The sequence below is a fragment of the Aeromicrobium sp. CF3.5 genome (assembly GCF_051262695.1).
In the GTDB taxonomy this organism is placed as follows: domain Bacteria; phylum Actinomycetota; class Actinomycetes; order Propionibacteriales; family Nocardioidaceae; genus Aeromicrobium.
Genome location: NZ_JBIMEZ010000009.1, coordinates 25,442 through 49,221 on the forward strand (window position 1 = coordinate 25,442; position 23,780 = coordinate 49,221).

General features: G+C 69.0%; 27 protein-coding genes. 17 read left to right on the top strand and 10 right to left on the bottom strand.

What is annotated here, in order from left to right:
* Window positions 1-46: 46 nt before the first annotated feature.
* Genes ACHAA3_RS14750 through purE form a run of 5 tightly spaced genes read left to right on the top strand, consistent with a single transcriptional unit; the run spans window position 47 to window position 4,093 of the window.
* Window positions 47-853 carry a biotin--[acetyl-CoA-carboxylase] ligase gene (locus ACHAA3_RS14750; protein ID WP_435709800.1) on the top strand — a complete coding sequence of 269 codons (807 nt, stop codon included), beginning with the start codon at window positions 47-49 and terminating at the stop codon, window positions 851-853.
* 26 nt (window positions 854-879) lie between these two features.
* The gene (locus ACHAA3_RS14755; protein ID WP_435709801.1) at window positions 880-1,392 is read left to right on the top strand and encodes a PH domain-containing protein; all 513 of its coding nucleotides are present in this window, start codon (window positions 880-882) and stop codon (window positions 1,390-1,392) included.
* The gene (locus ACHAA3_RS14760) at window positions 1,379-2,368 is read left to right on the top strand and encodes an adenylate/guanylate cyclase domain-containing protein (protein WP_435709802.1); all 990 of its coding nucleotides are present in this window, start codon (window positions 1,379-1,381) and stop codon (window positions 2,366-2,368) included. The genes ACHAA3_RS14755 and ACHAA3_RS14760 overlap by 14 nt, the downstream gene beginning before the upstream one ends.
* 14 nt (window positions 2,369-2,382) lie before the next feature.
* Window positions 2,383-3,585, top strand: coding sequence for a 5-(carboxyamino)imidazole ribonucleotide synthase (locus ACHAA3_RS14765; protein ID WP_435709803.1), 1,203 nt, complete (start codon window positions 2,383-2,385; stop codon window positions 3,583-3,585).
* Window positions 3,578-4,093, top strand: a complete 516-nt coding sequence (gene purE / locus ACHAA3_RS14770; protein ID WP_435709804.1) for a 5-(carboxyamino)imidazole ribonucleotide mutase — start codon at window positions 3,578-3,580, stop codon at window positions 4,091-4,093. The genes ACHAA3_RS14765 and purE overlap by 8 nt, the downstream gene beginning before the upstream one ends.
* Window position 4,094: 1 nt before the next feature.
* Here purE and ACHAA3_RS14775 read toward each other — a convergent pair whose 3' ends face one another.
* On the bottom strand, window positions 4,095-4,694 hold the full coding sequence (locus tag ACHAA3_RS14775) for a hypothetical protein (protein ID WP_435709805.1): 600 nt from the start codon (window positions 4,692-4,694) through the stop codon (window positions 4,095-4,097).
* Window positions 4,695-4,712: 18 nt separating this feature from the next.
* Between ACHAA3_RS14775 and ACHAA3_RS14780 the strand changes: the two genes are divergently transcribed.
* From ACHAA3_RS14780 to ACHAA3_RS14820, 9 genes are all read left to right on the top strand, one after another.
* Complete coding sequence (locus ACHAA3_RS14780) at window positions 4,713-5,546, top strand: aminoglycoside phosphotransferase family protein (protein ID WP_435709806.1); 834 nt, start codon at window positions 4,713-4,715, stop codon at window positions 5,544-5,546.
* A gap of 24 nt (window positions 5,547-5,570) precedes the next feature.
* Entirely contained in the window at window positions 5,571-6,251 is a 681-nt protein-coding gene (locus tag ACHAA3_RS14785) for a VOC family protein (RefSeq protein ID WP_435709807.1), read from the top strand.
* Window positions 6,252-6,273: 22 nt separating this feature from the next.
* Window positions 6,274-7,401, top strand: a complete 1,128-nt coding sequence (locus ACHAA3_RS14790; RefSeq protein WP_435709808.1) for a DUF5995 family protein — start codon at window positions 6,274-6,276, stop codon at window positions 7,399-7,401.
* 4 nt (window positions 7,402-7,405) lie between these two features.
* Complete coding sequence (dapE, locus tag ACHAA3_RS14795; protein WP_435709809.1) at window positions 7,406-8,464, top strand: succinyl-diaminopimelate desuccinylase; 1,059 nt, start codon at window positions 7,406-7,408, stop codon at window positions 8,462-8,464.
* Window positions 8,461-9,201 carry a TIGR00730 family Rossman fold protein gene (locus tag ACHAA3_RS14800; RefSeq protein WP_435709810.1) on the top strand — a complete coding sequence of 247 codons (741 nt, stop codon included), beginning with the start codon at window positions 8,461-8,463 and terminating at the stop codon, window positions 9,199-9,201. Before dapE ends, ACHAA3_RS14800 begins: the two co-directional genes overlap by 4 nt.
* A gap of 16 nt (window positions 9,202-9,217) precedes the next feature.
* Window positions 9,218-9,796: a DNA-3-methyladenine glycosylase I gene (locus tag ACHAA3_RS14805; protein WP_435709811.1), complete on the top strand. Its 579-nt coding sequence runs from the start codon at window positions 9,218-9,220 to the stop codon at window positions 9,794-9,796.
* 92 nt (window positions 9,797-9,888) lie between these two features.
* Entirely contained in the window at window positions 9,889-10,545 is a 657-nt protein-coding gene (locus ACHAA3_RS14810) for a hypothetical protein (protein ID WP_435709812.1), read from the top strand.
* A 99-nt stretch (window positions 10,546-10,644) separates the two neighbouring features.
* Entirely contained in the window at window positions 10,645-10,806 is a 162-nt protein-coding gene (locus tag ACHAA3_RS14815; RefSeq protein ID WP_435709813.1) for a DUF3117 domain-containing protein, read from the top strand.
* Complete coding sequence (locus ACHAA3_RS14820; RefSeq protein WP_435709814.1) at window positions 10,806-11,165, top strand: hypothetical protein; 360 nt, start codon at window positions 10,806-10,808, stop codon at window positions 11,163-11,165. Before ACHAA3_RS14815 ends, ACHAA3_RS14820 begins: the two co-directional genes overlap by 1 nt.
* A gap of 29 nt (window positions 11,166-11,194) precedes the next feature.
* On the opposite strand, the gene ACHAA3_RS14825 is transcribed toward ACHAA3_RS14820, so the two are convergent.
* Entirely contained in the window at window positions 11,195-11,890 is a 696-nt protein-coding gene (locus ACHAA3_RS14825; protein ID WP_435709815.1) for an O-methyltransferase, read from the bottom strand.
* A gap of 137 nt (window positions 11,891-12,027) precedes the next feature.
* Here ACHAA3_RS14825 and sigE point away from each other — a divergent pair, with 137 nt between their 5' ends.
* Window positions 12,028-12,618, top strand: a complete 591-nt coding sequence (gene sigE / locus ACHAA3_RS14830) for an RNA polymerase sigma factor SigE (protein WP_435709874.1) — start codon at window positions 12,028-12,030, stop codon at window positions 12,616-12,618.
* The gene (locus tag ACHAA3_RS14835) at window positions 12,618-13,457 is read left to right on the top strand and encodes an anti-sigma factor family protein (protein ID WP_435709816.1); all 840 of its coding nucleotides are present in this window, start codon (window positions 12,618-12,620) and stop codon (window positions 13,455-13,457) included. The genes sigE and ACHAA3_RS14835 overlap by 1 nt, the downstream gene beginning before the upstream one ends.
* Before the next feature lie 28 nt (window positions 13,458-13,485).
* On the opposite strand, the gene ACHAA3_RS14840 is transcribed toward ACHAA3_RS14835, so the two are convergent.
* From ACHAA3_RS14840 to ACHAA3_RS14865, 6 genes are all read right to left on the bottom strand, one after another.
* Window positions 13,486-13,800: a sec-independent translocase gene (locus ACHAA3_RS14840; protein WP_435709817.1), complete on the bottom strand. Its 315-nt coding sequence runs from the start codon at window positions 13,798-13,800 to the stop codon at window positions 13,486-13,488.
* 15 nt (window positions 13,801-13,815) lie between these two features.
* Window positions 13,816-14,970, bottom strand: a complete 1,155-nt coding sequence (locus tag ACHAA3_RS14845; RefSeq protein WP_435709818.1) for an Mrp/NBP35 family ATP-binding protein — start codon at window positions 14,968-14,970, stop codon at window positions 13,816-13,818.
* A gap of 48 nt (window positions 14,971-15,018) precedes the next feature.
* Window positions 15,019-15,945, bottom strand: a complete 927-nt coding sequence (locus tag ACHAA3_RS14850) for a TIGR01777 family oxidoreductase (protein ID WP_435709819.1) — start codon at window positions 15,943-15,945, stop codon at window positions 15,019-15,021.
* On the bottom strand, window positions 15,942-16,622 hold the full coding sequence (locus ACHAA3_RS14855; RefSeq protein ID WP_435709820.1) for a TetR/AcrR family transcriptional regulator: 681 nt from the start codon (window positions 16,620-16,622) through the stop codon (window positions 15,942-15,944). Before ACHAA3_RS14855 ends, ACHAA3_RS14850 begins: the two co-directional genes overlap by 4 nt.
* 86 nt (window positions 16,623-16,708) lie before the next feature.
* Complete coding sequence (locus tag ACHAA3_RS14860) at window positions 16,709-17,269, bottom strand: DUF1003 domain-containing protein (RefSeq protein ID WP_435709821.1); 561 nt, start codon at window positions 17,267-17,269, stop codon at window positions 16,709-16,711.
* Window positions 17,262-18,527, bottom strand: coding sequence for a magnesium transporter MgtE N-terminal domain-containing protein (locus ACHAA3_RS14865; RefSeq protein ID WP_435709822.1), 1,266 nt, complete (start codon window positions 18,525-18,527; stop codon window positions 17,262-17,264). The genes ACHAA3_RS14860 and ACHAA3_RS14865 overlap by 8 nt, the downstream gene beginning before the upstream one ends.
* Window positions 18,528-18,623: 96 nt before the next feature.
* On the opposite strand from ACHAA3_RS14865, the gene ACHAA3_RS14870 reads away from it, so the two are divergent.
* Entirely contained in the window at window positions 18,624-20,135 is a 1,512-nt protein-coding gene (locus ACHAA3_RS14870) for an OFA family MFS transporter (RefSeq protein ID WP_435709823.1), read from the top strand.
* A gap of 8 nt (window positions 20,136-20,143) precedes the next feature.
* On the opposite strand, the gene ACHAA3_RS14875 is transcribed toward ACHAA3_RS14870, so the two are convergent.
* Both ACHAA3_RS14875 and ACHAA3_RS14880 read right to left on the bottom strand, forming a co-directional pair.
* Window positions 20,144-22,540 carry an FdhF/YdeP family oxidoreductase gene (locus ACHAA3_RS14875; RefSeq protein ID WP_435709824.1) on the bottom strand — a complete coding sequence of 799 codons (2,397 nt, stop codon included), beginning with the start codon at window positions 22,538-22,540 and terminating at the stop codon, window positions 20,144-20,146.
* Between the two features lie 82 nt (window positions 22,541-22,622).
* Entirely contained in the window at window positions 22,623-23,678 is a 1,056-nt protein-coding gene (locus ACHAA3_RS14880; RefSeq protein ID WP_435709825.1) for an alpha/beta hydrolase, read from the bottom strand.
* Window positions 23,679-23,780 lie beyond the last annotated feature (102 nt).

Below are 23,780 nucleotides of genomic sequence, written 5' to 3' on the forward strand. Positions count from 1 at the left end.
TCACTGTAACGAAGGACGCGACCGGTGGTGTGTGAGGCTGAGGTCCGTGTACGAGGACCTCGATCGCCCGCCGTTGGATTCGACCGCGCTGCAGGCCGCACTGCTCGGCTCGGACTCGCTGTGGGCCCAGGTGAACGTGGCACCGACGACCACCAGCACCAACGCCGACGCCGCAACAGCCGCGACGACGGGCGCCCCGAACGGATCGGTGTTCACCGCCGAACTGCAGACCGCGGGGCGCGGACGTCTCGACCGCGTGTGGCAGGCGCCTGCGGGGTCCGGCATCGCCGTGTCGGTCGTGCTGCGCCCCGACGGGGTGCCGCCCGCTCGCTGGGTGTGGCTGCCACTGCTGTGTGGGTTGGCCGTCGACGCGGCCCTGCGCGGCCTGGGGGTCGACACCGCGCTGAAGTGGCCCAACGACGTGCTGGTGGAGGATCGCAAGATCGCAGGCATCCTCCTCGAACGTGTCGAGACGCCGACCGGCCCGGCGGCGATCGCCGGCATCGGGGTGAACGTCTCGATGACCAGCGAAGAGCTGCCGGTGCCCACGGCCACCTCCCTGGCCCTGGAGGGGGCGACCAGCACCGATCGCACCGTCGTCCTGCGCGCGATCCTGCGCACGCTGGGACCGCTGTACCGGGCCTGGGTGGCGACAGAAGGAGATCCGGCTGCCGGCATCCGCGACTCCTACCTGCGCCGCTGCGTGACGCTCGGCTCGCCGGTCCGGGTCTCGATGCCCGACGGCAGCGAGCTCGTCGGCTCCGCCGAGTCGATCGATGAGCACGGACGGCTGATCGTCGACGGGACGCCGGTCAGTGCCGGTGATGTCACCCACGTGCGCACCCGCGCCTGAGGCACGCCCCGTGACAGACTGGGGACATGGGCCTGCCGCGCAAGCTGATGATCGAGGGCGAGACGACCGTCTCCGAGACGCGCACCCACGTCAAGGTCCTGTTCCTCCCGTTCCTCATCCTCGTCGTGGTCAGCGGGGCGACGGCCTACCTGGCCACCCAGGTCGGCGATGTCGGTGGCGGCGTGGCCCGGTGGATCGTCGTCGGGGTCGGACTCGTGCTGATCATCGTGGGTGCGGTGCTGCCGTGGTTGCGCTGGATCACGTGGACCTACACCCTGACCAATCGACGCATCGTCGAGCAGCGCGGCATCCTGACCCGCACCGGACGCATCATCCCCCTCAGCCGGATCAACGACGTCGCCTACGAGAAGCACCTCAACGATCGGCTGCTGGGCTGCGGAACCCTGGTGATCCACGACGCCAGCGAGCAGGAGGGCCTCCGGCTCAACGACATCCCCGGCATCGAGGACTTCCATCGCACGGTGAGCACCCTGGTGTTCGGCGAGCACGAGGGCGACAGAAGAGATGAGTCAGTCTGACCTTCGGGGCGAGCTGATCCGCCTGCTCCTCGGCGCGGACGTCGCCCTGACGGCCCAGGAGGTCACCGAGCGCGGCGGTCTGAGCCTCGAGGACGGTCAGCGGTTGTGGCGGGCGCTCGGATTTCCCGATCGCGGGGACGGCGTGGCCTACACCGACGCCGACACCAAGGCAGTCGCAGCGGTCGCAGCCGCGCTGACGTCGGATCTGTTCGAGGAAGCCACCGTCTTTCGCATGACCCGGGCCCTGGGCACCACGATGTCGCGGCTTGCCGACTGGCAGGTCTCGACGCTGGTCGAACAGGTCGAGCACGACATCGAGACGGGCGCGGCGACCAGCCGGTTGGAACGCGCCGTCGACCTGGCCCAGTACGGCGGATCCGGCTTCGAGATGCTCCTGCTGTACGCCTGGCGACGTCACCTCGCCGCGGCGGTGGCGCGCATGGACGCGCTCGGCGCCTCCGACGAAGAGCTCCTGTCGACCGACCTGACGGTCGGGTTCGCCGACCTGAGCCGGTTCACGTCGTTGTCCAACGGCCTGGACGACTCGGCCCTGGGACATCTCGTCGAGGACTTCGAGAGCCGGTGCACCGACATCGTCACGGCGCGCGGCGGTCGGATCGTCAAGACGCTCGGCGATGCGGTGCTGTTCGTCGCGGACACCCCCACCAGCGGCACCCAGATCGCGATGGAGCTGGTCGGTCAGATCGCGCGTCGCCCCGACATTCCCGACGTCAAGGTGGGGCTGGCGACCGGCTCGGTGCTGAGCAGGCTCGGCGACGTGTTCGGCCCACCGGTGAACCTGGCTGCTCGCCTGACCAGCGTGGCGCGCAGCAACCGGGTCCTCGTCGACCAGCACACCGCGGACGGGCTCGGTGACGAGTTCGAGACGCGCGTCCTTCCGCCGCGGCCCCTGCGCGGCTTCGGCAACGTCTCCCCGGTCACGGTCAGCCGTCGCCACGGCTTCCGCGCCCGCTGACCTAGGGTGAAGTCGTGACCGCACCCCAGCTCGTCGTGATCGGCGGCGGCCAGCTCGCTCGGATGATGGCTTCGCCCGCCATCGCGCTCGGCATCGACCTCCGCCTGCTGGCCGAGGGACCCGACGTGTCCGCCGCGCAGGTGATCGGCGATCACGTCGTCGGCGACCACACCGACCTCGCCGACCTGCGCACCGCGATCGCCGACGCCCCCGTCGTGACCTTCGACCACGAGCACGTGCCCCCCGAGCACCTGCGGACCCTCACGGCCGAGGGCCACGCCTGCCGGCCCGGCCCGGATGCTCTGCTGTTCGCGCAGGACAAGGGCGAGATGCGGATCCGACTCAGCGTGCTGGGGATCGAGTCCCCGGTCTTCGAGCTGCTGTCCGACGAGCTCGCCGACGTCGTCGACGACATGCACGACTTCGGGTACCCGGCGGTGATCAAGACGACCCGAGGCGGTTATGACGGCAAGGGGGTCTGGGTGGTCCACGGGCCCGACGACCTCGACCAGATCTTCGAGGACACCTCCGGCGCCGTGGGCCGCGAGCTGATGGCCGAGGAGCTCGTGGACTTCCGCCGTGAGCTGTCGGCGCTGGTGGCGCGCTCACCCTCGGGCGAGGTCCGCACCTACCCCGTCGTGGAGTCGCGCCAGGTCGGCGGGGTGTGCGCCGAGGTCATCGCCCCGGCGCCCGGCCTCGCTCCTGCCACCGAGCAGAGGGCGCGCGACATCGCCGAGCGGCTCGCGACCGAGCTCGACGTCACCGGGATCCTCGCGGTCGAGCTGTTCGAGACCGCGGACGGCCGTCTGCTCGTCAACGAGCTGGCCATGCGGCCGCACAACACGGGGCACTGGAGCATCGAGGGAGCGGCCACCAGCCAGTTCGAGAACCACCTGCGGGCCGTGCTCGACCTGCCGCTGGGACCGACCGACTCCCGCGAGCCGGTGGCTGTCATGGTCAATGTCCTCGGCGGGGCGGTGACTGATCTGGTGGCCCAGCGTGCCGTCGCCCTCGCCGCCGAACCGGACGTGCACGTCCACCTGTACGGCAAGGCGGTCAAGCCCGGCCGCAAGGTCGGCCACGTCACGGCGACCGGCAGCGATGTCGAGGACGTGCTCGGCCGAGCCCGTCGATCCGCCGCGCTGCTCACCGATGGGGCGCCCGACTCGCTTCGCTCCGCTCGGTCGTGGTCGCCGGTAGGGTCGAGGCATGCTTGAACAGACACGCGTCGGCATCGTGATGGGGTCGGACTCGGACTGGCCCACCATGCAGGCGGCCGGCGAGGCGCTCACCGAGTTCGGCGTGGCCCACGAGGCTGATGTCGTCTCGGCCCACCGGATGCCCGAGGAGATGATCTCCTACGGTCGTGAGGCGCATCGTCGTGGTCTCGAGGTCATCATCGCTGGTGCCGGCGGAGCGGCGCACCTGCCCGGCATGCTGGCTGCCGTCACGCCGTTGCCGGTGATTGGGGTACCCGTCGCGCTCAAGCACCTCGACGGCATGGACTCCCTGCTCTCGATCGTGCAGATGCCAGCTGGTGTGCCGGTCGCCACCGTGTCGATCGGGGGTGCCCGCAACGCCGGTCTGCTGGCCGTCCGGATCCTGGCCAGCGGCGATGCGGCCCTCGCCGAGAAGATGCTGCAGTTCCAGACCGACCTGGCCGATGCAGCCCGGGCGAAGGGCGAGAAGATCCGCAGGCCGGCCGGCGGTGCGGGCTTCCGCTGACCTATCGCTGGCGCACGTAGGACGTCAGGGCGGTCAGGCTCGGACGGGCCGGGGCCGAGGCGAATCCGAACCGCACCGGGGGAGTCAGCAGGGCGAGGTTGCCGAGGTCTTCGCCTCGCCAGCGCGCCGAGGCGGTGTCGAGGAGCCGGACGTGCCGTGCGGCGTACCACTCGTCGCGACCACTGCCGGCCGTCCCGTACGTCTGCACCCCCGGCATGAGTCGAGAGGCGATCGGGCTGCACACCTTGGCCCACGCCGCGGTGCGATGGACCGGCGACGGCACGGCGCGCAGCAGTGGCGACATCCACCTCTGGCGCCCCGGGGTGAAGGTCACGTTCAGGTCGTTCGACGTCATCTGCCACCGGTCGCCCCGGGTCAGCTTCACCGGGGCCAGGACCACCTCGTCGAAGGAGTACGTGGCAGCGATGAAGTCGGCCACGTCCCGTCGGGGAGCGACGAGGACACGGTGACCGGCGGCCGTCTCGATCATGGCGTCGGCGAACGGTCCCAGAGGTGTGTCGTCCCACATCCCCAGGATCAGCCGGGTGCCGGACGTGGTCCCGATCCCGGCGATGTGCCCGGTGAAGGCGCTGATGGTCACCTCGTCATCATGGCTGACATGACCTCGACCCACCTCCCGGCTCACGTCTCGGCCCTGATGGCGGAGTGGGAGCTCGAGCCGGACGGCGAGGCGATGCACGGGCACACGGCTCTCGTGGTGCCGGTGCGAACGGTCGACGACGTGGCCGCCGTGCTCAAGACCCTCGACGCCGGCCCCGAGGAGCGGCACGAGATCCTCGGGCTCCAGACGTGGGCGGGCGATGGCGTCGTCCGACTGCTGCGCGGTGATCCGCGCCGGGGCGCCATGGTGCTGGAACGGGCAGGGGCCGAGGATCTCCGGACGGTCGACGACATCGTGGCCTGCGAGATTGTGGCTGGTCTCTACCGACGACTGCACGTGCCGGCTCCTCGCCGGCTCGACCTGCTGACCGACTTCGTCGCCCGGTGGTCCGATGAGCTCGGTTCCGCCGGCGCGCGGGTCCCGCGGCGGGTCGTCGAGCAGGCCGTTCACCTCGTCCGGGACCTGGTGTCCGACCCCGGCTCCGTCGGAACGCTCATCCACGGGGACCTGCATCACGAGAACGTCCTGGCCTCCCGTCGAGACGATCGGGAGCGCGATCCGTGGCTGGTGATCGACCCGAAGCCCATGTCGGGCGATCCGCACTACGAGGTCGCGCCGATGCTGTGGTCCCGTTGGGACGAGGTCGTGGCCTCCGGCGACATCCGGTGGGCGGTGCGTCGTCGATTTCACACCCTGGTCGACGTGGCGGGTCTCGACGAGGACCGCGCCCGCGACTGGGTGATCGTCCGCAAGGCCTTCAACGCCCTGTGGTCCACCGGCGACGACGATCTGACGAAGCACCTCACGATCCTCAAGGCTGTTCAGGACTAGTCGGGTCAGGACTAGGTTGATCGCATGGCTCTCGTGACCTGGCAAAACCTCTGCATCGACGCCAGCGACGCGCCGACCGTCGCCGCGTTCTGGGCCCGCGTCCTGGAGTGGGAGGCCGGCCCGGTGGATGCCGACGGTGACGTCACGGTCAGCGGTGGTGGCCCGGGGGAGACGATCGTGGTCCTGGCGGTGCCGGAGTCGCGCTCCGTCAAGCAGCGGGTGCACCTGGACCTGCGGGCAGAGTCGCTCGACCGGTTCGGTGGTCTCGACCAGCTCTCCGAGGTCGGCGACTTCTCGTGGACCGTCTTCGCCGATCCCGAGGGCGGCGAGCTGTGCGTGTTCACCTATGACACGCCGCCGGCGCACCGACTCAAGGCTGTCGGGATCGACTCCGCCGACCACGTCGCGATCTCGCAGTGGTGGGCCGACGTGCTCGGCGGGACGCTGACGCACAGCGACGACGGGTACTCCCACCTCGACGACATCGCAGGCTCGACGCTGGAGTCGATGGACTTCGCTCCGGTACCGGAGCCCAAGACGGTCAAGAACCGCATCCACTGGGACGTGACCCTGACCGGTGGGGCGACGGTCGGCGACCTGGTCGCCGCAGGTGCCGTGGTTCTTCGTCCTCAGGACCACGAGATCACGTGGACCGTCATGGCCGATCCCGAGGGCAACGAGTTCTGCGTCTTCGGCGAATCCTGACGAGGTCGGACACACTGGCCGGGTGGGTCGTCTCAGCAGCAGTCAGATGGTCGTGCGGCAGCACCTGGACGCACCACCGGCGAGCGTGTGGCGGCTGATCGGTGAGCCGGAGCAGATGAATCGGTGGTCCACGGCTCAGATCGGCAGCCGGTCGCTCGGCGAAGGTGGGCGCCCCAACGGGGTCGGCGCCATGCGCACGGTGCGCGTGTTCGGCACCAGCCTCCTTGAGGTGATCAGGGTGGCCGAGCCGCCGCACCGACTCGCCTACACGGTCGTCGGGGGAGTGGTCGGTCTGCGCCGACACGAGGGCGAGCTGGTCCTCGAACCGACCGACGGCGGCGGGTGCGACCTGACGTGGACGGTCGATCTGGAGTTCGTGCTGCCGGGACCAGCAGCGCTGGCCACCCGCGCCGTCGGACGTCAGGTGCGCGCCTCGGTCGAGGCCATGGCCGCGCTCAGGGCGCCGGACCCGCTCCCGGCGTCCCCATCGCCGGTGCGGCAGTCCGCAGATCTGCAGCCACTGCGCGACGCGGCCGAGGCGGTGCTGGACGAGCAGCGTCGGATCGCCGATCAGTTGGAAGCCACGGGCGATGCCAAGCAGTGGTTCGCGCGGGTCTACCAGTACGTCACCGAGGAACAGCTCGCCCACCTCGACCGCGGAGGAGCCGACCACCCCGACTGGGTGCTGCGGCTGATCCCGGCCTTCCACCTCCACTACGCACGCAACCTCTCCGCCTTCGAGGCCGGCGGAGACCCCGATCCGATGTGGGCGAGGGCGTGGGGTCTGGCCGAGCGGGCCGGCCGAACCGGATCGACGGTCGACATCGTCCGGGGGTTGCTGCTCGGGGTCGCCGCTCACATCGAGGCCGATCTCGTGCAGGCACTCACCGCCGTGCACGCCGAGGCGTTCGCTGACGTCGAGCACGTGGTGTTCCGGGCGGACTACCTGCGGATGGCGCCGGTGTTCACCGTGGCGTCCGAGCGATTGTTGAACGACATGCCACGCCGCTTCATCCCGCTGTGGTTGCAAGCCGCCCGTCGGGTGTTGCCGGCCGAGCTGCGCGATCCGCTGATGCGCCGGTACTACGACGTGCCGGGGCGCAGGCTCGAGGCGTTCGACCGCGTCCCCGACGGCGACGTGATGAAATGATCGAGTGCCTCTCGACCTCACCGCCGACATTGTCACCTTGACCGCTGCCCTCGTGGACGCACCGTCGGAGAGCCTGCACGAAGAGGCACTCGCCGACGACGTCGAGGCCGCGCTGCGGGCTCTTCCGCACCTGAGCGTGGTCCGTGACGGCAACACGATCGTGGCGCGCACCGATCTGGAACGCGACGAGCGGGTCGTGATCGCCGGACACCTCGACACGGTCCCGGTCAACGGCAACCTGCCCTCCCGACTGGAGGGTGCGGTCCTCCATGGCCTGGGGTCGTGCGACATGAAGGGCGGCGTCGCCGTGGCGCTCACGCTGGCCGCGACGATCAGCGAGCCGGTGCGCGACGTCACCTACGTGTTCTACGACGCCGAGGAGATCGCGGCGATCCACAACGGGCTCGGCCGGATCGCGCGCGAGCGGCCCGAGCTGCTGGCCGCGGACTTCGCGATCCTGATGGAGCCGTCCAACGCCGGCGTCGAGGCGGGCTGCCAGGGCACGATGCGCGTCGAGCTGCGCACCGCCGGCGAGCGTGCCCACGCAGCCCGGTCGTGGCGGGGATCCAATGCGATCCACGCGCTTGCACCGGTGCTCGACCTGCTGGCGACCTACGAGCCTCGCCGGGTCGAGATCGATGGCCTGGAGTACCGCGAGGGCCTCAACGCGGTGTCGATCTCCGGCGGGGTCTCCGGCAACGTCGTGCCCGACGAGGCGGTCGTCGAGGTCAACTTCAGATTCGCGCCCGACCGCAGCGAGGACGAGGCGTTCACGCACCTGCAGGAGGTCTTCGAGGGCTTCGGTCTTGCCGTCACGGACTCGGCTCCCGGAGCCCTGCCCGGACTCACCCAACCGGCGGCCGCTGCCTTTGTCGAGGCCGTCGGAGCGACGATCGGCCCGAAATTCGGCTGGACGGACGTCGCCCAGTTCACCCAGCTGGGCATCCCAGCGGTCAACTACGGTCCCGGCGATCCCCTGTTCGCCCACAAGGCCGACGAGCACGTGTCGGTCAGTGACCTGCACGCAGTCCTTGACTCCCTCACGAAGTGGATGGCTCCATGAACCGCGACACGCCCTCGCACCACAAGGGGCCGGTGCGCCTGCGCCGCGACCGCATTCCCGACAGCACGACCGATCAACGGCTCCTGGACTCACGCGGACCGGCCGACTGGGTGCACACCGACCCCTGGCGGGTGCTTCGCATCCAGGCCGAGTTCGTCGAGGGCTTCGGCGCCCTGGCCGAGCTGGGGCCGGCGGTCAGCGTGTTCGGCTCGGCACGCACCCAGCCCGACGACCCGATGTACGCGGCGGCCAGCGACATCGCGGCGAAGCTGTGCCACGCCGGCTACGCCGTCATCACCGGCGGTGGCCCCGGCGCCATGGAGGCGGCCAACCGCGGGGCCAGCGAGTGCGGGGGAGTGTCGGCCGGCCTGGGCATCGAGCTGCCGCACGAGCAGGGCATGAACGACTGGGTCGACCTGGGCATCAACTTTCGGTACTTCTTCGTGCGCAAGACCATGTTCGTGAAGTACTCGCAGGGGTTCGTGGTGCTGCCCGGTGGGTTCGGCACGATGGATGAGCTGTTCGAGGCGCTCACGCTCGCGCAGACCGGGAAGATCACCTCGTTCCCGATCGTGCTGTTCGGGTCGGCCTACTGGGGAGGACTGATCGACTGGCTGCGCGACACGATGGAGGCTGACGGCAAGATCAGCCCCGGTGACATCGACATGCTGCACGTCACCGACGACATCGACGAAGCGGTCGCGTACTTCGGTCGGGTCGCTGACGCCCCGGCATGAGCGCGAAGGTGAGCGCATGATCGACGACGGGCCGGTCCCGGACGCCGACGGGGTGCTGCGCTGCCCCTGGGGCGCCGATCCGGCGATGCTGGACTATCACGACCGCGAGTGGGGCAGGCCTGTCCTCGACGAGCAGGGACTGTTCGAGCGGGTGTGTCTGGAGTCATTCCAGTCAGGCCTGTCGTGGTTGGTGATCCTGCGCAAGCGAGACCGTTTCCGCGAGGCTTTCGCGGGTTTCGATCCTGAGGCCGTCGCCGCATTCGGCGATCACGACGTCGAACGATTGATGGGTGATGCCGGGATCGTGCGCAACCGGCGCAAGATCGAGGCTGCCGTGGGCAACGCGCGTGCCGTCCTGGACCTCGAAGGGGGCTTCGTCGACCTGCTGCAGACATTTCGACCCGAACCTGCACCGCCGGCTCCGCGCACGGTGGGCGACGTCCCGGCCGTCACGCCGGAGTCCACGGCGATGGCTGCGGCGTTGAAGGCCGCGGGGTTCCGCTTCGTCGGGCCGACCACGGCCTACGCCCTGATGCAGGCCACCGGGATGGTCGACGACCACCTGGTCGGATGTGTGGCTCGCGGCTCGACCTGAGCGGCAAACCGCGCGTCCTCGCAGCAGGATTCGGGCCGGTTCACGGCGTGGCGCGACCAGCCACCCCAGTCATTCTCCGTACCATCGGCCTCATGGCCCCCACACGACGCAGCCCAGATCGCGACGCGTCCGCGCGTCCCTCCGCCGGCTCACGCCACACGCCACTGCGTCGCCGGGCCCGTTCGGCCAAGGTGATCGCTGCGACGTCCCTGCTGGCCCTCTCGGCCGTCGTGGCCTGCGCCGCGCTGATCACCTCGACGGTGCAGCTCCTGGCTGGGGCCACCGTGTTCGGCGTGGTGGCCGGCGTGGTGTCCGCATCCCTGCTGCTCGCCGAGATCGTCGTGGTGCGCCGCGCGTGGGCGACCGATCGGGCCCAGGTGTCGGACAGCTACCGCGTGGAGACCAAGAAGCGTCACGAGTCGCACATCGCCTTCGTGGAGTCGCTCGGTTCGCGTCTGGCGCAACGCGAGACCCAGCTCAGCGCGATGCAGGACGTCCTGCTGACCACCGAGATCGAGATCGCTCTCGCTCGCGAGAAGTTCTCCGAGGAGAAGGCACGCACGGAGGCCCTGCAGTCTGACGTCGATGCGGCCGCCTCCGATCTGGCCTCTGCGCGCAGCGATCTGCTGACGGCTCAGGATGCGCTCGCGGCCAGCGAAGCTGCAGCAGTCGAGGCGCGCGCCGAGATCCTCGCCTGGGAGCAGGTGGCTGAGCAGCCCCCGAAGTCCGGCGAGCGTCGCCCCGCCTGAAGCCCGTGTCGGGAACCGGTCACGCGGCCCCGACAGCCGTGAGGGATACTGGGTCTCGATGATCCACGGGCACCGTGGAGACGCGCAGAGAGGGGAATCATGGCCGCCATGAAGCCGCGGACCGGTGACGGTCCGATGGAGGTCACGAAAGAGGGCCGCTGCATCGTCATGCGCGTCCCGCTCGAAGGTGGTGGCCGCCTCGTCGTCGAGCTGAACAACGAAGAGGCCTCGTCGCTCGGTGACGCGCTCAAAGCGGTCTGATGTTCGGGCTGACCATTCGGTGGTCCCTGGCCGACGCTCCCAAGGGCACCTTGAAGGCCCTGCGTGCGTACGTCGAGGACGAGTCGTTCAAGCGGTTCGCCGGGCTCGAGGGGCTGCGTTTCAAGTCGTGGCGCGCCGTCAAGGGGCAGTGGTTCGAGGGAACCTACGTCTTCGTCAGTGACGATGCGCGCCAGGCGTTCCAGGACGACTTCGAGGACCGTGCTGCTGACGCGCCGGGCTCGAAGATCATCGGCTCTGCGCCGATGACGATCGAGGCGTGCGAGATCATCGCGGTGGTGCGCGGCCCCGCAGGGTTCCGGTCGTCGGCGAACTTCGAACGTTCCAGCGGCGAGGACTGAGCGGGCGGTCCGTCCGCCCGTGGGTCCTGTCAGCTGATGCGTTGCACGGCCAGCAGGCCGTCGCCCACGGGGAGCAGCATGCCGCGCAGGTCGTCTTCGCGGGAGACCTGGTCCAGCACGTCGCGGATCGCGCTCGTCTCGGGATCGCGTTGGGCCGGATCGCCCACCTTGTCGTCGCCCAGGGCGTGGTTGAACACGACCACACCGCCGGGGCGGACCAGGCGCATCGCCTGGTCGAGGTAGTCGACGTACTCGACCAGCTCGGCGTCGAGGAAGACCAGGTCGTAGCCCGAGTCGGTCATGCGAGGCATGACGTCGAGGCCGGAGCCGGCGATCAGGCGGAATCGTTGCGGCTTGTAGCCCGCCTCGGCGAACGCCTCGCGGGCGTGGCGTTGATTCTCGGCCTCGAGGTCGACCGACGTGAGTACTCCGTCGGGCAGCATGCCGCGCAGCAACCACAGTCCGGACACGCCCGTACCGGTCCCGATCTCGACGACGGCGCGCGCACCGACTGCGCCGGTCAGGAAGGACAGGGCAGCGCCAGCAGCCGCACCGATCGGCGTGACACCGACCTCGTGGGCTCGTTGCCGGGCGGCGGCGAGATGATCGTCCTCGTGGGCGAAGTCCTCGACGAAGGCCAGGCTCTGCGCGGTGGTGATGATGGGCTCCTCGGACGTGGGTGTGAGGACAGGATATCTGCGGCAGCACCGCTGGGGCGGCCCCACGCCGCAACGACGCCGATTCCGCGTTGCCTGTCGTGCTGAGTCGAGGTGGGCAATTGGTGGGGGAACCGTCAGTGTCCTCTGTGCGTTCTCTCAGGTGACCGGGAAATCATCGCAGCATGACGAAAGACGTGACGTCCATGGCGCATCGCACGCTCCACGCGGGAGCTGCGGAGGGCATCGAGCCTGATGTGCGGGACTGGCACGCCATCGTCGAGGAGCACTCGCCTCGGGTCTACCGACTGGCCTACCGGCTCACCGGCAATCGTCACGATGCCGAGGACCTCACCCAGGACGTGTTCATCCGGGTCTTCCGTTCGCTGGACCGATACGAGCCGGGCAACTTCCCGGGCTGGCTGCACCGCATCACGACGAACCTGTTCCTGGACCGGGTGCGACGCTCGTCGCGGGTGCGCATGGACCGCTTTGGCGACGGAGCCGAAGATCGCCTCACGAGTGTGGATTCCCAGCCCGACCACGTCGTGCACGACGCCAACTTCGACCCGGATGTGGAGTCCGCGCTGGCGCAGCTGTCCGATGACTTCCGCGTCGCCGTCGTGCTGTGCGATGTCGAGGGCCTGTCCTACGAGGAGATCTCCGACGTGCTGGGCGTCAAGATCGGCACGGTGCGTTCACGCATCCACCGCGGCCGAACCCAGCTGCGCGAGGCGCTCTCCCACCGCGCGCCGACCTCCGGTCGTACCCGGTTCGTGGGGGCCATGGGCATCTGATGGCACATCTGGGAACCGACGTCGCAGCATTCGTGGACGGGCAGCTCGAGCCCGCCGCGATGCGCGATGCCCGCACCCACCTGGAGGGCTGCGAGTCCTGCGGGCAGGCGGTGCGACAGCAGCGAGCCATCAAGTCCCGCATGGAGACCGGCACGGTCCCTGAGCCACCCCGAGGGCTGCTCGCCTCGCTGAACGGTCTGGCCGACCAGCAGTCCGTCGAGGAGGGGCGGTGGGTTCGGCTGCGCCGTGCGGCTCCGCTGCGCGCGGGGGTGGCGTTGGCCGGCGCATCGATGGCTGTCGCCGCTCTGGCCTACGCGGTCGGCGGGGGAGCGGCGGGCGTGGGCGATCGTGTGGCTCCACCCTTCGACGACTATGCCAGCGGCTTCTTCGGCGCCTCCAGCAGCGCCACGGCGGTCTCGGTCAGCGAGGGCAGGGTGGCTGAGCTCAACGAGCAGGGCTGGGCCTGCCACGGACGCCTCGCAGGGGATCTGGAACGGACGCACGCCGCCCTGACCCGCGCCGACGATGCGATCGCCCTCACCTACAGCAACGGCACCACGCGCATGAAGGTCTACGAGCAGGCAGGACGCCTCGACCCGGCGGCGCTGGAAGGCTTCGAACAGCAGATCTGGGGTTCGGCGGTCGTGTGGCATCGAGTCGGGGAGCCGACGCTCGTGACGTGGGATCGCGACGGCATCGTCTACACGATCGTGACCGACGCGGATCCTCAGCGGATCCGCGGGGCCGTGGCCCAGCTTCCGACGAGCGAGTCGACCGGCCATCCGCTGGACCGCCTGGGCCGTGGTGTGGACCGCATGACCTCCTGGGCCGCTGCCTGAGTCTCGGCAATGGGGGCGGACGTGGGGCTCAGGTCGCCTCGGAGTCGAAGGGCGGCTTCTCGCCCGGCCGCAGGATGCGAGTTTCCTTGACCGGTGACGGCGAAGCGGCGGAGGGCGTGTCCATGATGCTGCGGCGCACGACCTCTCGGGGGTCGAGATCGCGCAGGTTCAGGTCCTTGAAGTCGCTGCCCATCTCACGGCCGATGTCGTTCTTGGCGTTGTCGGCCATCTGGCGCACCGTACGCACGAATCCGCCGGCTTGGCGGGCCAGGTCCGGCAGCTTGTCGGGACCGAACACCAGCAGTGCCACCACGACGATGAGGGCGATCTCCGGGACTCCCATGCCGAACATGTCGGCCTACAGCCGTCCGGCGGGCGCGAGCCCCAGCTGCATTCCGGCGAGTCCACGGGTGCGGCCGATGAGGTGATCGGCAGCGGCGAGCATGACCTTCGCGGACTCCGAACCCGGATCGGTCTCGACGATCGGATCGCCGCTGTCGCCGCCGGCGCGGACCTGCTCCTCGAGCGGAACATGGCCGAGAAGCGGAACGTCGTAGCCGAGGCGTTGCCCCAGGGTGTCGGCGACCTGCTCGGCACCGCCGGATCCGAAGACCTCCATGCGTTCACCGCTGGGCAGCTGGAGGTAGGACATGTTCTCGATGATGCCGACGACTCGCTGATGCATCATCGAAGCCATCGTGCCGGCCCGCTCGGCGACCTGTGCGGCAGCATTCTGCGGCGTGGTGACCACGATGACCTCGGCGTTGGGCAGGTGCTGGCCGAGACTGATGGCCATGTCGCCGGTGCCCGGGGGCAGATCGAGCAGGAGAGCGTCGAGATCGCCCCAGTAGACATCGCTGAGCATCTGCACGAGCGCACGATCCAGCATCGGGCCGCGCCAGGCGACGACCTGGTCCTTGCGCGGCTTCAGCATCCCGATGCTGATGACCTTGAGCTCGGCACCCGACGGCAGGGCGACCGGAACGGGCATGATCAGGTCCTCGACCTGTGTGGGGCGCAGATCGCCCACACCCAGCATGTCGGGCACCGAGTGGCCGTAGATGTCGGCATCGAGCACACCGACCTTGAGTCCGCGCTGCGCCATGGCCACCGCGAGGTTGACGGTGACGGTCGACTTGCCGACGCCACCCTTGCCCGAGGCGATCGCATACACCTTGGTCAGGGAACCGGGCTGGGCGAACGGGATGTCGCGCTGGGCCTGGCCGCCGCGCAACATCTCCTGCATGCCCTTGCGCTGCTCGTCGGTCATGACGCCCATGTCCACGCGCACCGAGTGGACCGGAGCCACCGCGGCGACGGCGGCGGTGATGTCGCGATTCAGCGTGTCCTTGAGCGGGCAGCCGGACACCGTCAGGAGGAGATGGACGACGATCTCGGTGTCGTCGATCGTGATCGAGTCGACCATCCCCAGCTCGGTGATCGGTCGCTTGATCTCGGGGTCTTGGACGCCCGCGAGCGCCTCGCGGATCTGGTCCTCGGTCACAACAGCCATGTCTCCCATCGTACGGGTGAGTCGCTGACTGTCCCTTCGAAGGGGCCCTCAGCCGAGTGCGACGGGAAGTAGTCCGCGACGCGTGTGCTGGGCGATCTGGACCAGAGCGCCGTCGAGGGTGGGATGGGCGAACTCGAACGTCGAGTCCAGCAGCACCTGCGGCTGCACCCATCGGCTCTTGAGCACGAGCTCGGCCTCTGTGCGAATGATGCGAGAACCGGCTTCGAGCAGCCAGGAGGGGGTGGGGAGACCACGCCGCCGGCCCATCGAGCGGCGCACCGAGGCCATCATAGCGTCGTTGCTGACGTGCTCGGGGGCCGCGACGTTGACCGGTCCTGATATCTCGTCGTGGTGATAGAGGTGGATCACTGCTCGCGCCACGTCGTCGACGTGGACCCAGCTGAACACCTGGTCGCCCGGTCCCATGCGGCCACCGAGTCCGAGGCGGGCGAGATTGATGAAGGGATTGAGGGCGCCGCCTCCAGCGCCGAGCACGATCGCCATGCGCAGCGCGATCGTGCGGACCGGAGCACCGGATGTTTCCATCTCGTGCTCCCAGGCGCGCGCGACCTCCACCGAGAAGCCGGATCCGATCTCGCCCCGGTGCTCGTCCATGGCTCGGTCGCGGGAGTCGCGGTAGATGGTGCCGGTGCTCGCATTGATCCACAGACTCGGCGGGATCCTCACCTCGGACAGGGCGCGACCCAGTGCGGCCGTCGTGCCGATCCGCGAGGTGAGGATCGCATCAGCGTTCTTCTTGCCGTACCGACAGCTGACGGACCGGCCAGCCAGATTGACCACCAGGTCGGACCCTTCGAGCACGTCGCGCAGCGATGACGCGTCGGACCAGCTCGCATCGGAACCGGCACGACCGATGGTCCTCACGATGACGCCCTGGTCCGTGAGGTGCCTGCTCACGGCCTGGCCGATGTAGCCAGATGCTCCAGCGATGACGGCGGTCTCGAGACGTTTCATGGCGTGCGCTCCTCGGGGGGTGGGGTGAGGCGGGTGAGCAGGTGGGTGGCGTCGGTGATGAGACCGCTGGCGCCGGGAACTCGTGACAGGGCCACAGCGCGCGACACTAGAGAGCTGACGCCGGTCGCCAGGATCCGGGATCGGTGATGATCTCTCGAGCTGTCGGTGACCCAGTGCAAGGTCACCCCCAGGTACACCAGCCACAGCACGGTGGGCAGCTGATCGAGCACGTTGCGCGGAGCACGCACGGCGGACCTTTCAACCACGACGCCCATCAGAGCGATGGCCATGGCCCGAGCGTCGCCGGACTCGGCAGAGAAGGGACTCGCGGTGGAGGTCGAGGGAAGGGCGTTCTGCACGAAGGCACTGCCGAACGCGTGATAGGGCTCCATGACGTCGAGCCCGCAGTCGAGCACGACGCGCAGGTTCGTGGCGAGCGGTGCACCCGCCACCAGGCAGGGGAGCGTTCGTTCGCGGTGGTCGTGCTGGATCGTCAGGTACAGTTCGTGAACCAGCTCGTCCTTGCCGGTGAAGTAGTAGTACGCATGGCCAGGCGACACTCCGGCCTCCGAAGCGATGCGCCGCATGGTCGTGGCCTGGTACCCGTCGGTGCGAAACAGACGCAACGCAGTGTCGACGAGCAGTTGACGCGTCTCTGCACTCTTGTCGAATCCCATTACTTGGTCTTCCTGGAGGTCTTTCCGTTTTTGAACGTGTTCAAAACTAGGGTACACGACCAGGAACGAGAGCGAAGGAAGTCACCTCAGGTGGACTCGTCCTCGTCCTCCTCGCCGGAGCTTTCCAGCGTCTCGACGAGATTGCGCAGTTCTGATCGCAGGAAGTCGCGGGTAGCGACCTCGCCGAGTCCGAGGCGCAGGCTGGCCACCTCGCGGGCGAGGAACTCCATGTCGGCGTGCGACTGGACGGTGGCGTCGCGCTCCTGCTCGCGGGTGACGCGATCGCGCGCCTCCTGGCGGTTCTGCGCCAGCAGGATGAGGGGAGCGGCGTAGGAAGCCTGCAGCGACAAGATGAGGGTCAAGAAGATGAAGGGGTACTCATCGAAGCGCGGCCGGTCCGGACCGACCGGCACGTTCCACAGGAGCCACACGGCGATCAGTGCCGTCATGTAGCCGAGGAACTGCGCAGTTCCCATGAACCGGGCGAAGGTCTCGGCGAATCGTCCGAAGCGCTCGGGATCGGGCTGCCGGCGTGGTCGCAGGGAGCGTCGGGCGTCCCGTGGCTGGTCGAGCCTGCGCTGGTCGTTCCTGCGCTGCTCGGATCGACGTGGGTCGGATCGACGTGGGTCGGCGGGACGCTCAGCCACGGACGATCACCGCCTCGTTCTCGTCGTTCGCCCGATCGCGCCATCCCTCGGGCAGCAGGTGGTCCAGGACGTCGTCGATGGTGACTGCGCCGAGCAGGTGCGTGTTCTCGTCGACGACCGGGAGCGCGACCATGTTGTACGTGGCCAGCAGGTGGGCGACGTGCTGCAGCGACGCCTCGGGTCGGGGCCACTCGATGTCGTTGTCGACGATGGCGCCGACCTGGGTCGACGGAGGTTCACGCAGCAGTGCCTGGAAGTGCACGATGCCCAGGAACCGTCCGGTGGGGGTCTCGACCGGCGGGCGGCACACGTAGACCAGAGAGGCGAGCGCCGGGATCAGCTCGGGCTCGCGCACGCGGGCGAGCGCTTCGGCGATCGTGGTGTCGGGGGAGACCACGATGGGTTCGGTGGTCATCATGCCGCCGGCCGTGCGCTCCTCGTAGGTGAGCAGTCGACGCACGTCCTCGGCGTCCTCGGGCTCCATGCGGGCCAGGAACTGCTCGGCGGCCGCTGGGGACAGCTCGCCCAGCAGGTCGGCGGCGTCATCGGGATTCATCTCGCTGAGGACGTCGGAGGCGCGGTCCGGGTCGAGGACACCCAGGATCTCGACCTGGTCCTTCTCCGGGAGCTCCTCCAAGACGTCGGCCAGGCGTTCGTCGCCGAGCTCGGTGGCCACCTCGAGACGCCGCTTCGCCGGCAGGTCGCGCAGGGCGTTGGCGACGTCGGCGGCACGCATCTCGTCCATCGTGGCCAACAGGTGGGTGGCGCCCTGCCCGGATTCCTCGGTGGCCAGCCCGGTGACCTGGTCCCACTCGAGCACGACGTGGGGGCCGCGGCGGCCGAATCGCTTGCCGGCGGCCTGCACGGCCACGTCGCTGATGTACCAGTCGCGACGGGGATCCTGCTCCATCGCGAGGTCGTAGACCGTGGAGCGGGTGCCGTCGGGAATGGTGACGGTGCGATCGAACAGCTGGTGGACGGCGAGCGTCTCGGTGCGTCGTTGCTCGAACTTGCGCACGTTCAGCACGCCGGTGGTGATGATCTGTCCAGAGTCCATCGACGTCACGCGGGTGATGGGCAAGAACACGCGTCGGCGCCCGAGTGCCTCGATGATCAACCCCAGCACGCGAGGACGCTGCCGATCCGAGCGCACGGCCACGACGATGTCGCGCAGCTTGCCGACCTGGTCCCCGTTGGGGTCGAAGACTTCGTGTCCGACGATGCGGGACAAGAAGATTCGGCTGGGACTGGTGCTCACGCGCCGACTCTATCTGGCGGGTGTGGAATCATCTGTCGGCGCCGACCTGCACTTCACCGTACGGTGAGACGCGAGTCACACCCCGAAAGGACGCCCATGTCACTGGCCATGCTCGATCGAGACAAGACCATCGCCCCGCCCGGCTTCAATCGCTGGCTGATCCCGCCCGCCGCCCTTGCCGTTCACCTCTGCATCGGGCAGGTGTACGCGACCAGCGTCTACAAGGCCTCGCTGGTGCAACGCTTCGACGCCTCGTTGACGTCGATCGGCGTGATCTTCTCGCTGGCGATCGTGATGCTCGGCCTCTCGGCGGCCATCTTCGGCACCTGGGTCGACACCGGTGGACCGCGCCGCGCGATGGCGACGTCCGCGGTGTTCTGGGCCGGTGGCTTCATGGTCGGAGCGCTCGGCATCGCCACCAGCCAGCTGTGGCTGGTCTACCTCGGCTACGGCGTGATCGGCGGCATCGGACTGGGCATCGGCTACATCTCGCCGGTCTCGACGCTGATCAAGTGGTTCCCGGACCGCCCGGGTCTGGCCACGGGCATGGCGATCATGGGCTTCGGCGGTGGCGCGGCGCTGGCCAGCCCCCTCTCGACCCGCCTCCTGCGGGCCTACGACTCCAACTTCGACACCGCCACCGGCGTCGCATCCGGTCCCGCGGTCGCTCAGCTGTTCGTGACGCTCGGGCTGGTCTACCTCGTCCTGATGTTGTTCGGCGCCTGGCTGGTCAAGGTGCCCGCGGACGACTGGAAGCCTGAGGGCTTCGACGCCTCGAAGGTCGCCTCCAAGTCGATGGTCACCACCGCCCACGTGTCGGCCAACAACGCCCTCCGCACGCCGCAGTTCTGGCTGTTGTGGGTCGTCCTGTTCTGCAATGTCACCGCGGGCATCGGCATCCTCGAGCAGGCCGCCCCGATGATCCAGGACTTCTTCCGCGAGGGTGGCTCGTCCACGGTCGCCGCCGCAGCAGCCGGTGGCTTCGTGGGTCTGCTGTCGTTGTTCAACCTGGCGGGCCGCTTCATCTGGTCCTCGGCGTCGGACAGCATCGGGCGCAAGAACATCTATGTCATGTACCTCGGCATCGGCATCATCTTGTACGCCCTCCTGGCGTTCCAGGGCTCGACGTCGACGACGTTGTTCGCGCTGACGGCTGGCGTGATCATCAGCTTCTACGGCGGCGGATTCGCCACGGCCCCCGCCTACCTGCGGGACCTGTTCGGCACCTTCCAGGTCGGCGCGATCCACGGTCGCCTGCTCACGGCGTGGGCTGCCGCCGGTGTGGTCGGGCCACTGATCGTCAACGGGATCCTCGATGCGCAGGGCGAGCCGGGCAATCTGGTCGCCGGTGACTACCGACCGGCCCTGTTGACGATGGTCGGCGTGCTCGCGGTCGGCTTCGTGGCCAACCTCGCCATTCGTCCGGTGTCCGAGAAGTTCCACGAGTCGGAGTCGTCGCTGTCGGGCGGCGCTGCCGGAACCGAGAAGGTCGGCGACACGATCGGCAAGCCCCTGTCGCCCCTGCTCGTCGTGGCCTGGGTCGTCGTCTCGGTCCCGCTGATCTACGGCATCTACCAGACGGCCGTCCGGGCGGCGAACCTGTTCTAGCGTCTCGGTCAGGACAGGTGGGTCGGCTGAGGGTGTGACTTGTGGCCCTCATCCGACCCCCGCCCGTTCTGCGCCTGATCGCCGCTGAGGCTGTCGAAGGATCCCGTGCGGTCGGAGGACTGTCGCGACGGCACGAGGGACACGATCACCGACTTCGACGTGGGGCAGTTGCTGCCCTCGGCCGTGGAGTCCAGCGGCACCAGCGGATTGGTCTCGGGGTAGTACGCAGCAGCGGTGCCGCGCGGGGTGCTGTAGGCGACGATGCGGAACTGGGGGGCCACCCGCTCGATGTCGTCGTCGTCCCACCGGGTGCTGAGGTCGACCAGGTCGCCATCGGTGAAGCCGAGAGCGGTGATGTCGTCCGGGTGGACGAACACGACTCGTCGGCCACCCTCGATGCCCCGGTAGCGGTCGCTGAGCCCGTAGATGGTGGTGTTGAACTGGTCGTGGCTGCGCAGCGTCTGCAACAGCAGGTGACCCTCGGGGACCTCGAGCACGTCGATGGGTGAGACCACGAACTCGGCGTGGCCGGACGCGGTCTCGAAGGTGCGGGTGTCGCGCGGCGGGTGGGGCAGCACGAAGCCACCCGGCCGGTCGACCTTGGCGGTGTAGTTCTCGCAACCGGCCACGACGCGGGAGATGCGGTCGCGGATGACGTCGTAATCCTCGCCCATGGCTGCCCAGTCGATGCCGTGGCGATCGCCCAACGTCGCCCGGGCGATGCCCGTGACGATTGCCGTCTCGGACCGCAGGTGCTCGCTGGCGGGGTCGAGCACGCCCCGCGAGGCGTGCACGGCGCACACCGAGTCCTCGACCGTGACGAACTGCTCCTTGCCACCTCGGACGTCCTTCTCGGTGCGCCCGAGCGTCGGCAGGATCAGGGCGGTCTCGCCGCACACGAGGTGCGAGCGGTTGAGCTTGGTCGAGATCTGCACCGTCAGCCGTGTGTGGTGCAACGCCGCGGCGGTGACGGTGGTGTCGGGCGCCGCCTGCACGAAGTTGCCGCCCAGCCCGATGAACACGTGGGCCTCGCCATCGCGCATCGCCCGGACGGAGTTGACCGTGTCGAGGCCATCCTCGCGGGGCGGATCGAAACCGAACTCGGCCTGCAGGGCGTCGAGGAACTTGGCCGGCGGACGCTCCCAGATGCCCATCGTGCGATCGCCCTGCACGTTGGAGTGGCCGCGGATCGGGAACAGCCCGGCGCCCGGCTTGCCGATGTCGCCGCGGGCGAAGGCCACGTTGCAGACCTCCTTGATGGTGGCGACGGCGTTGCGGTGCTGGGTCAGGCCCATGGCCCAGCAGTAGACGGTCTTGTCCGACGCGCGGATCATCTCGGCAGCCTCGGTGATCTGCGCCCGGCTCAGGCCGGTGGCCCGCTCGACGGTGGCCCAGTCCACGGATGCGACGTGGTGCGCCCAGGCCTCGAAGCCGGTGCTGTGTCGGGCGATGAAGTCGTGGTCGAGGGCGTCCCACTCGACGAGGAGTGATCCGATCGCCTGGAACAGGGCCAGATCGCCGTTGAGGCGAATCGGCAGGTGCAGGTCGGCGATCTCGGTGCCCTTGCCGACGATGCCGCGCGGCACCTGGGGATTGCGGAAGTTGTGCAGGCCGGCCTCGCGCAGGGGGTTGACCGCGATGATCTTGGCGCCGCGCCGCTTGGCGATCTCCAGGGCCGAGAGCATGCGCGGGTGGTTCGTGCCGGGGTTCTGGCCGGCGATGAGGATCAGGTCGGCCTCGTAGACGTCCTTCATCGTCACCGACGCCTTGCCGATGCCGATCGACTCCTGCAGCGCGATGCTGGTCGACTCGTGACACATGTTCGAGCAGTCCGGCATGTTGTTGGTACCGAGCGCGCGGGCGAACAGCTGGTAGGCGAAGGCGGCCTCGTTGGAGGCTCGTCCCGACGTGTAGAAGATCGCCTCGTCGGGGGAGTCGAGGGCCTTGATGTGGTCGCCGACCAGGGCCAGGGCGTCGTCCCACGAGATCTCCTCGTAGTGCGTGCCGCCGGGACGCTTGACCATGGGGTGCGTGATGCGACCTTGCTGGCCGAGCCAGTACTCGTCGTGGGCGTCGAGGTCGGCGATGCTGTGCTGGGCGAAGAAGGCCGGAGTGGCCCGGTCTCGGGTGGCCTCCTCGGCCACGGCCTTGGCGCCGTTCTCGCAGAACTCCGCAGCATGCCGATTCTCGGGATCGGGATCGGGCCAGGCGCAGCTCATGCAGTCGAAGCCGTCGGCCTGGTTGAGCTTGGTCAGCGTCTTCGCGGTTCGTCGCAGGCCCATGTGCGCCACGGATCGCTGCAGGGCGACGCGGACACCGGTCACCCCTGCGGCGGCCGTCTTGGGCTCGTGCACCTCGAGATCGTTCTCGTCGATCGCGTCTCGGTCGGTTCCCGGCTGCTTCATGGTGATGTCCCCTCCTGCGATGATCTCGTCCCCACCAGTGTCGACCACGCGTGGTCCGGCTGCCGATCGGTGCCCGGGCTCCCTAGACGGAGGCGGCCCGGCGAGCTGCGGGCACGCGGGTCGCGGCCACGCGCACCGAGCCGGCCGGGGCGGTGACATCGCGCTGGCTCTCGGCGAGATGGCGCACGAACGTGCCGATCTCCTCGATCGCCGCGCGGGCCTCGGGCACCCACGACGCCGCGGCCTGGAACACGTGCACCTGGCGGTCCCAGATCTGAAGATCGCACGGGACGCCCGCCGAGGTCAGACGGTTGGCCATCAGCTCGGCATCGGCCATCAGCACCTCGCGGGAGCCGACATGGATCAGGGTGGGGGGCATGTCGGCGAGTGGCATGTCGACGGGGCAGACCCGGCGTCCGGCGACTCCCCGGCGGGTGTCGAAGTTGTGCGTGACCTCGCTCAGCCGGGTGAAGGCGCGCAGGGGGAAGGCTTGGCATCGATGGGCGTTGCGGTGCGACTGCTTGCGGGCGGGGTCGAACTCCAGCAGGGGTGAGATGGCGACCACGCCTGCGGGCTTGCCGTGGCCTGCGTCCATGACGGCACGCGCCACGCTGAAGGCGAGATATCCGCCAGCGGAGTCGCCGGCGATCGTGATCTGATCGGCGCGGTATCCCTGCTCGAGGAGCCACGTGAACGCCGTGACGCCGTCGTGGACCGACGACGCGACCGGTTCGCGGGGCATCTGGCGGTAGTCGACGTTGAGCACGGGTTGCTTGGACGCGAAGGAGATGCGCGAGACGAGTCGTCGGTGCGTATTGATGCCGCAGGTCAAGAAGGCGCCGCCGTGGAAGTACAGGATGGCTCCGCGGTCCGTGGACTCGTCGACTCCGGTGGCCCGCAACCACTCGGCCGAGCACGCCGGAAGTCCGATGGTGCGCCACCGGGTGCCCTCGTGGACCGGGAGCAGGCGCGCCAGATGATCGACCAGATTCGGCGGGATGAAGTCGAAGGGGAGCATCGTCCACGCGCTGACGAGGGGTCGGACTCCGTGGCGAAGGCCGAATCCGAGGAGCCGCGACTGGACGCTGGCTCCGGGCATGAAGCGAGGCTCGGCGGCCACGGACAGGTGCGAGACCATGGGGCCTCCTTCTTCGCACTGGGACTTGAGTCATACCCTGCACGTCTGAAGTGACCTACGCCACAAGGCGTCGTCAGCCTAGCGGTTGATCGGCGCACTCGG

What these genes read in the sequence shown, in the direction of transcription:
- purE (WP_435709804.1), top strand. Translation starts at nt 3,578, where the DNA reads ATGCTTGAACAGACACGCGTCGGCATCGTGATGGGGTCGGACTCGGAC.
- ACHAA3_RS14820 (WP_435709814.1), top strand. Translation starts at nt 10,806, where the DNA reads ATGTTCGGGCTGACCATTCGGTGGTCCCTGGCCGACGCTCCCAAGGGC.
- ACHAA3_RS14760 (WP_435709802.1), top strand. Translation starts at nt 1,379, where the DNA reads ATGAGTCAGTCTGACCTTCGGGGCGAGCTGATCCGCCTGCTCCTCGGC.
- ACHAA3_RS14810 (WP_435709812.1), top strand. Translation starts at nt 9,889, where the DNA reads ATGGCCCCCACACGACGCAGCCCAGATCGCGACGCGTCCGCGCGTCCC.
- ACHAA3_RS14840 (WP_435709817.1), bottom strand. Translation starts at nt 13,800, where the DNA reads ATGGGAGTCCCGGAGATCGCCCTCATCGTCGTGGTGGCACTGCTGGTG.
- ACHAA3_RS14845 (WP_435709818.1), bottom strand. Translation starts at nt 14,970, where the DNA reads ATGGCTGTTGTGACCGAGGACCAGATCCGCGAGGCGCTCGCGGGCGTC.
- ACHAA3_RS14850 (WP_435709819.1), bottom strand. Translation starts at nt 15,945, where the DNA reads ATGAAACGTCTCGAGACCGCCGTCATCGCTGGAGCATCTGGCTACATC.
- ACHAA3_RS14815 (WP_435709813.1), top strand. Translation starts at nt 10,645, where the DNA reads ATGGCCGCCATGAAGCCGCGGACCGGTGACGGTCCGATGGAGGTCACG.
- ACHAA3_RS14755 (WP_435709801.1), top strand. Translation starts at nt 880, where the DNA reads ATGGGCCTGCCGCGCAAGCTGATGATCGAGGGCGAGACGACCGTCTCC.
- ACHAA3_RS14880 (WP_435709825.1), bottom strand. Translation starts at nt 23,678, where the DNA reads ATGGTCTCGCACCTGTCCGTGGCCGCCGAGCCTCGCTTCATGCCCGGA.
- ACHAA3_RS14875 (WP_435709824.1), bottom strand. Translation starts at nt 22,540, where the DNA reads ATGAAGCAGCCGGGAACCGACCGAGACGCGATCGACGAGAACGATCTC.
- ACHAA3_RS14780 (WP_435709806.1), top strand. Translation starts at nt 4,713, where the DNA reads ATGACCTCGACCCACCTCCCGGCTCACGTCTCGGCCCTGATGGCGGAG.
- sigE (WP_435709874.1), top strand. Translation starts at nt 12,028, where the DNA reads ATGGCGCATCGCACGCTCCACGCGGGAGCTGCGGAGGGCATCGAGCCT.
- ACHAA3_RS14785 (WP_435709807.1), top strand. Translation starts at nt 5,571, where the DNA reads ATGGCTCTCGTGACCTGGCAAAACCTCTGCATCGACGCCAGCGACGCG.
- ACHAA3_RS14835 (WP_435709816.1), top strand. Translation starts at nt 12,618, where the DNA reads ATGGCACATCTGGGAACCGACGTCGCAGCATTCGTGGACGGGCAGCTC.
- ACHAA3_RS14855 (WP_435709820.1), bottom strand. Translation starts at nt 16,622, where the DNA reads ATGGGATTCGACAAGAGTGCAGAGACGCGTCAACTGCTCGTCGACACT.
- ACHAA3_RS14800 (WP_435709810.1), top strand. Translation starts at nt 8,461, where the DNA reads ATGAACCGCGACACGCCCTCGCACCACAAGGGGCCGGTGCGCCTGCGC.
- ACHAA3_RS14870 (WP_435709823.1), top strand. Translation starts at nt 18,624, where the DNA reads ATGTCACTGGCCATGCTCGATCGAGACAAGACCATCGCCCCGCCCGGC.
- ACHAA3_RS14805 (WP_435709811.1), top strand. Translation starts at nt 9,218, where the DNA reads ATGATCGACGACGGGCCGGTCCCGGACGCCGACGGGGTGCTGCGCTGC.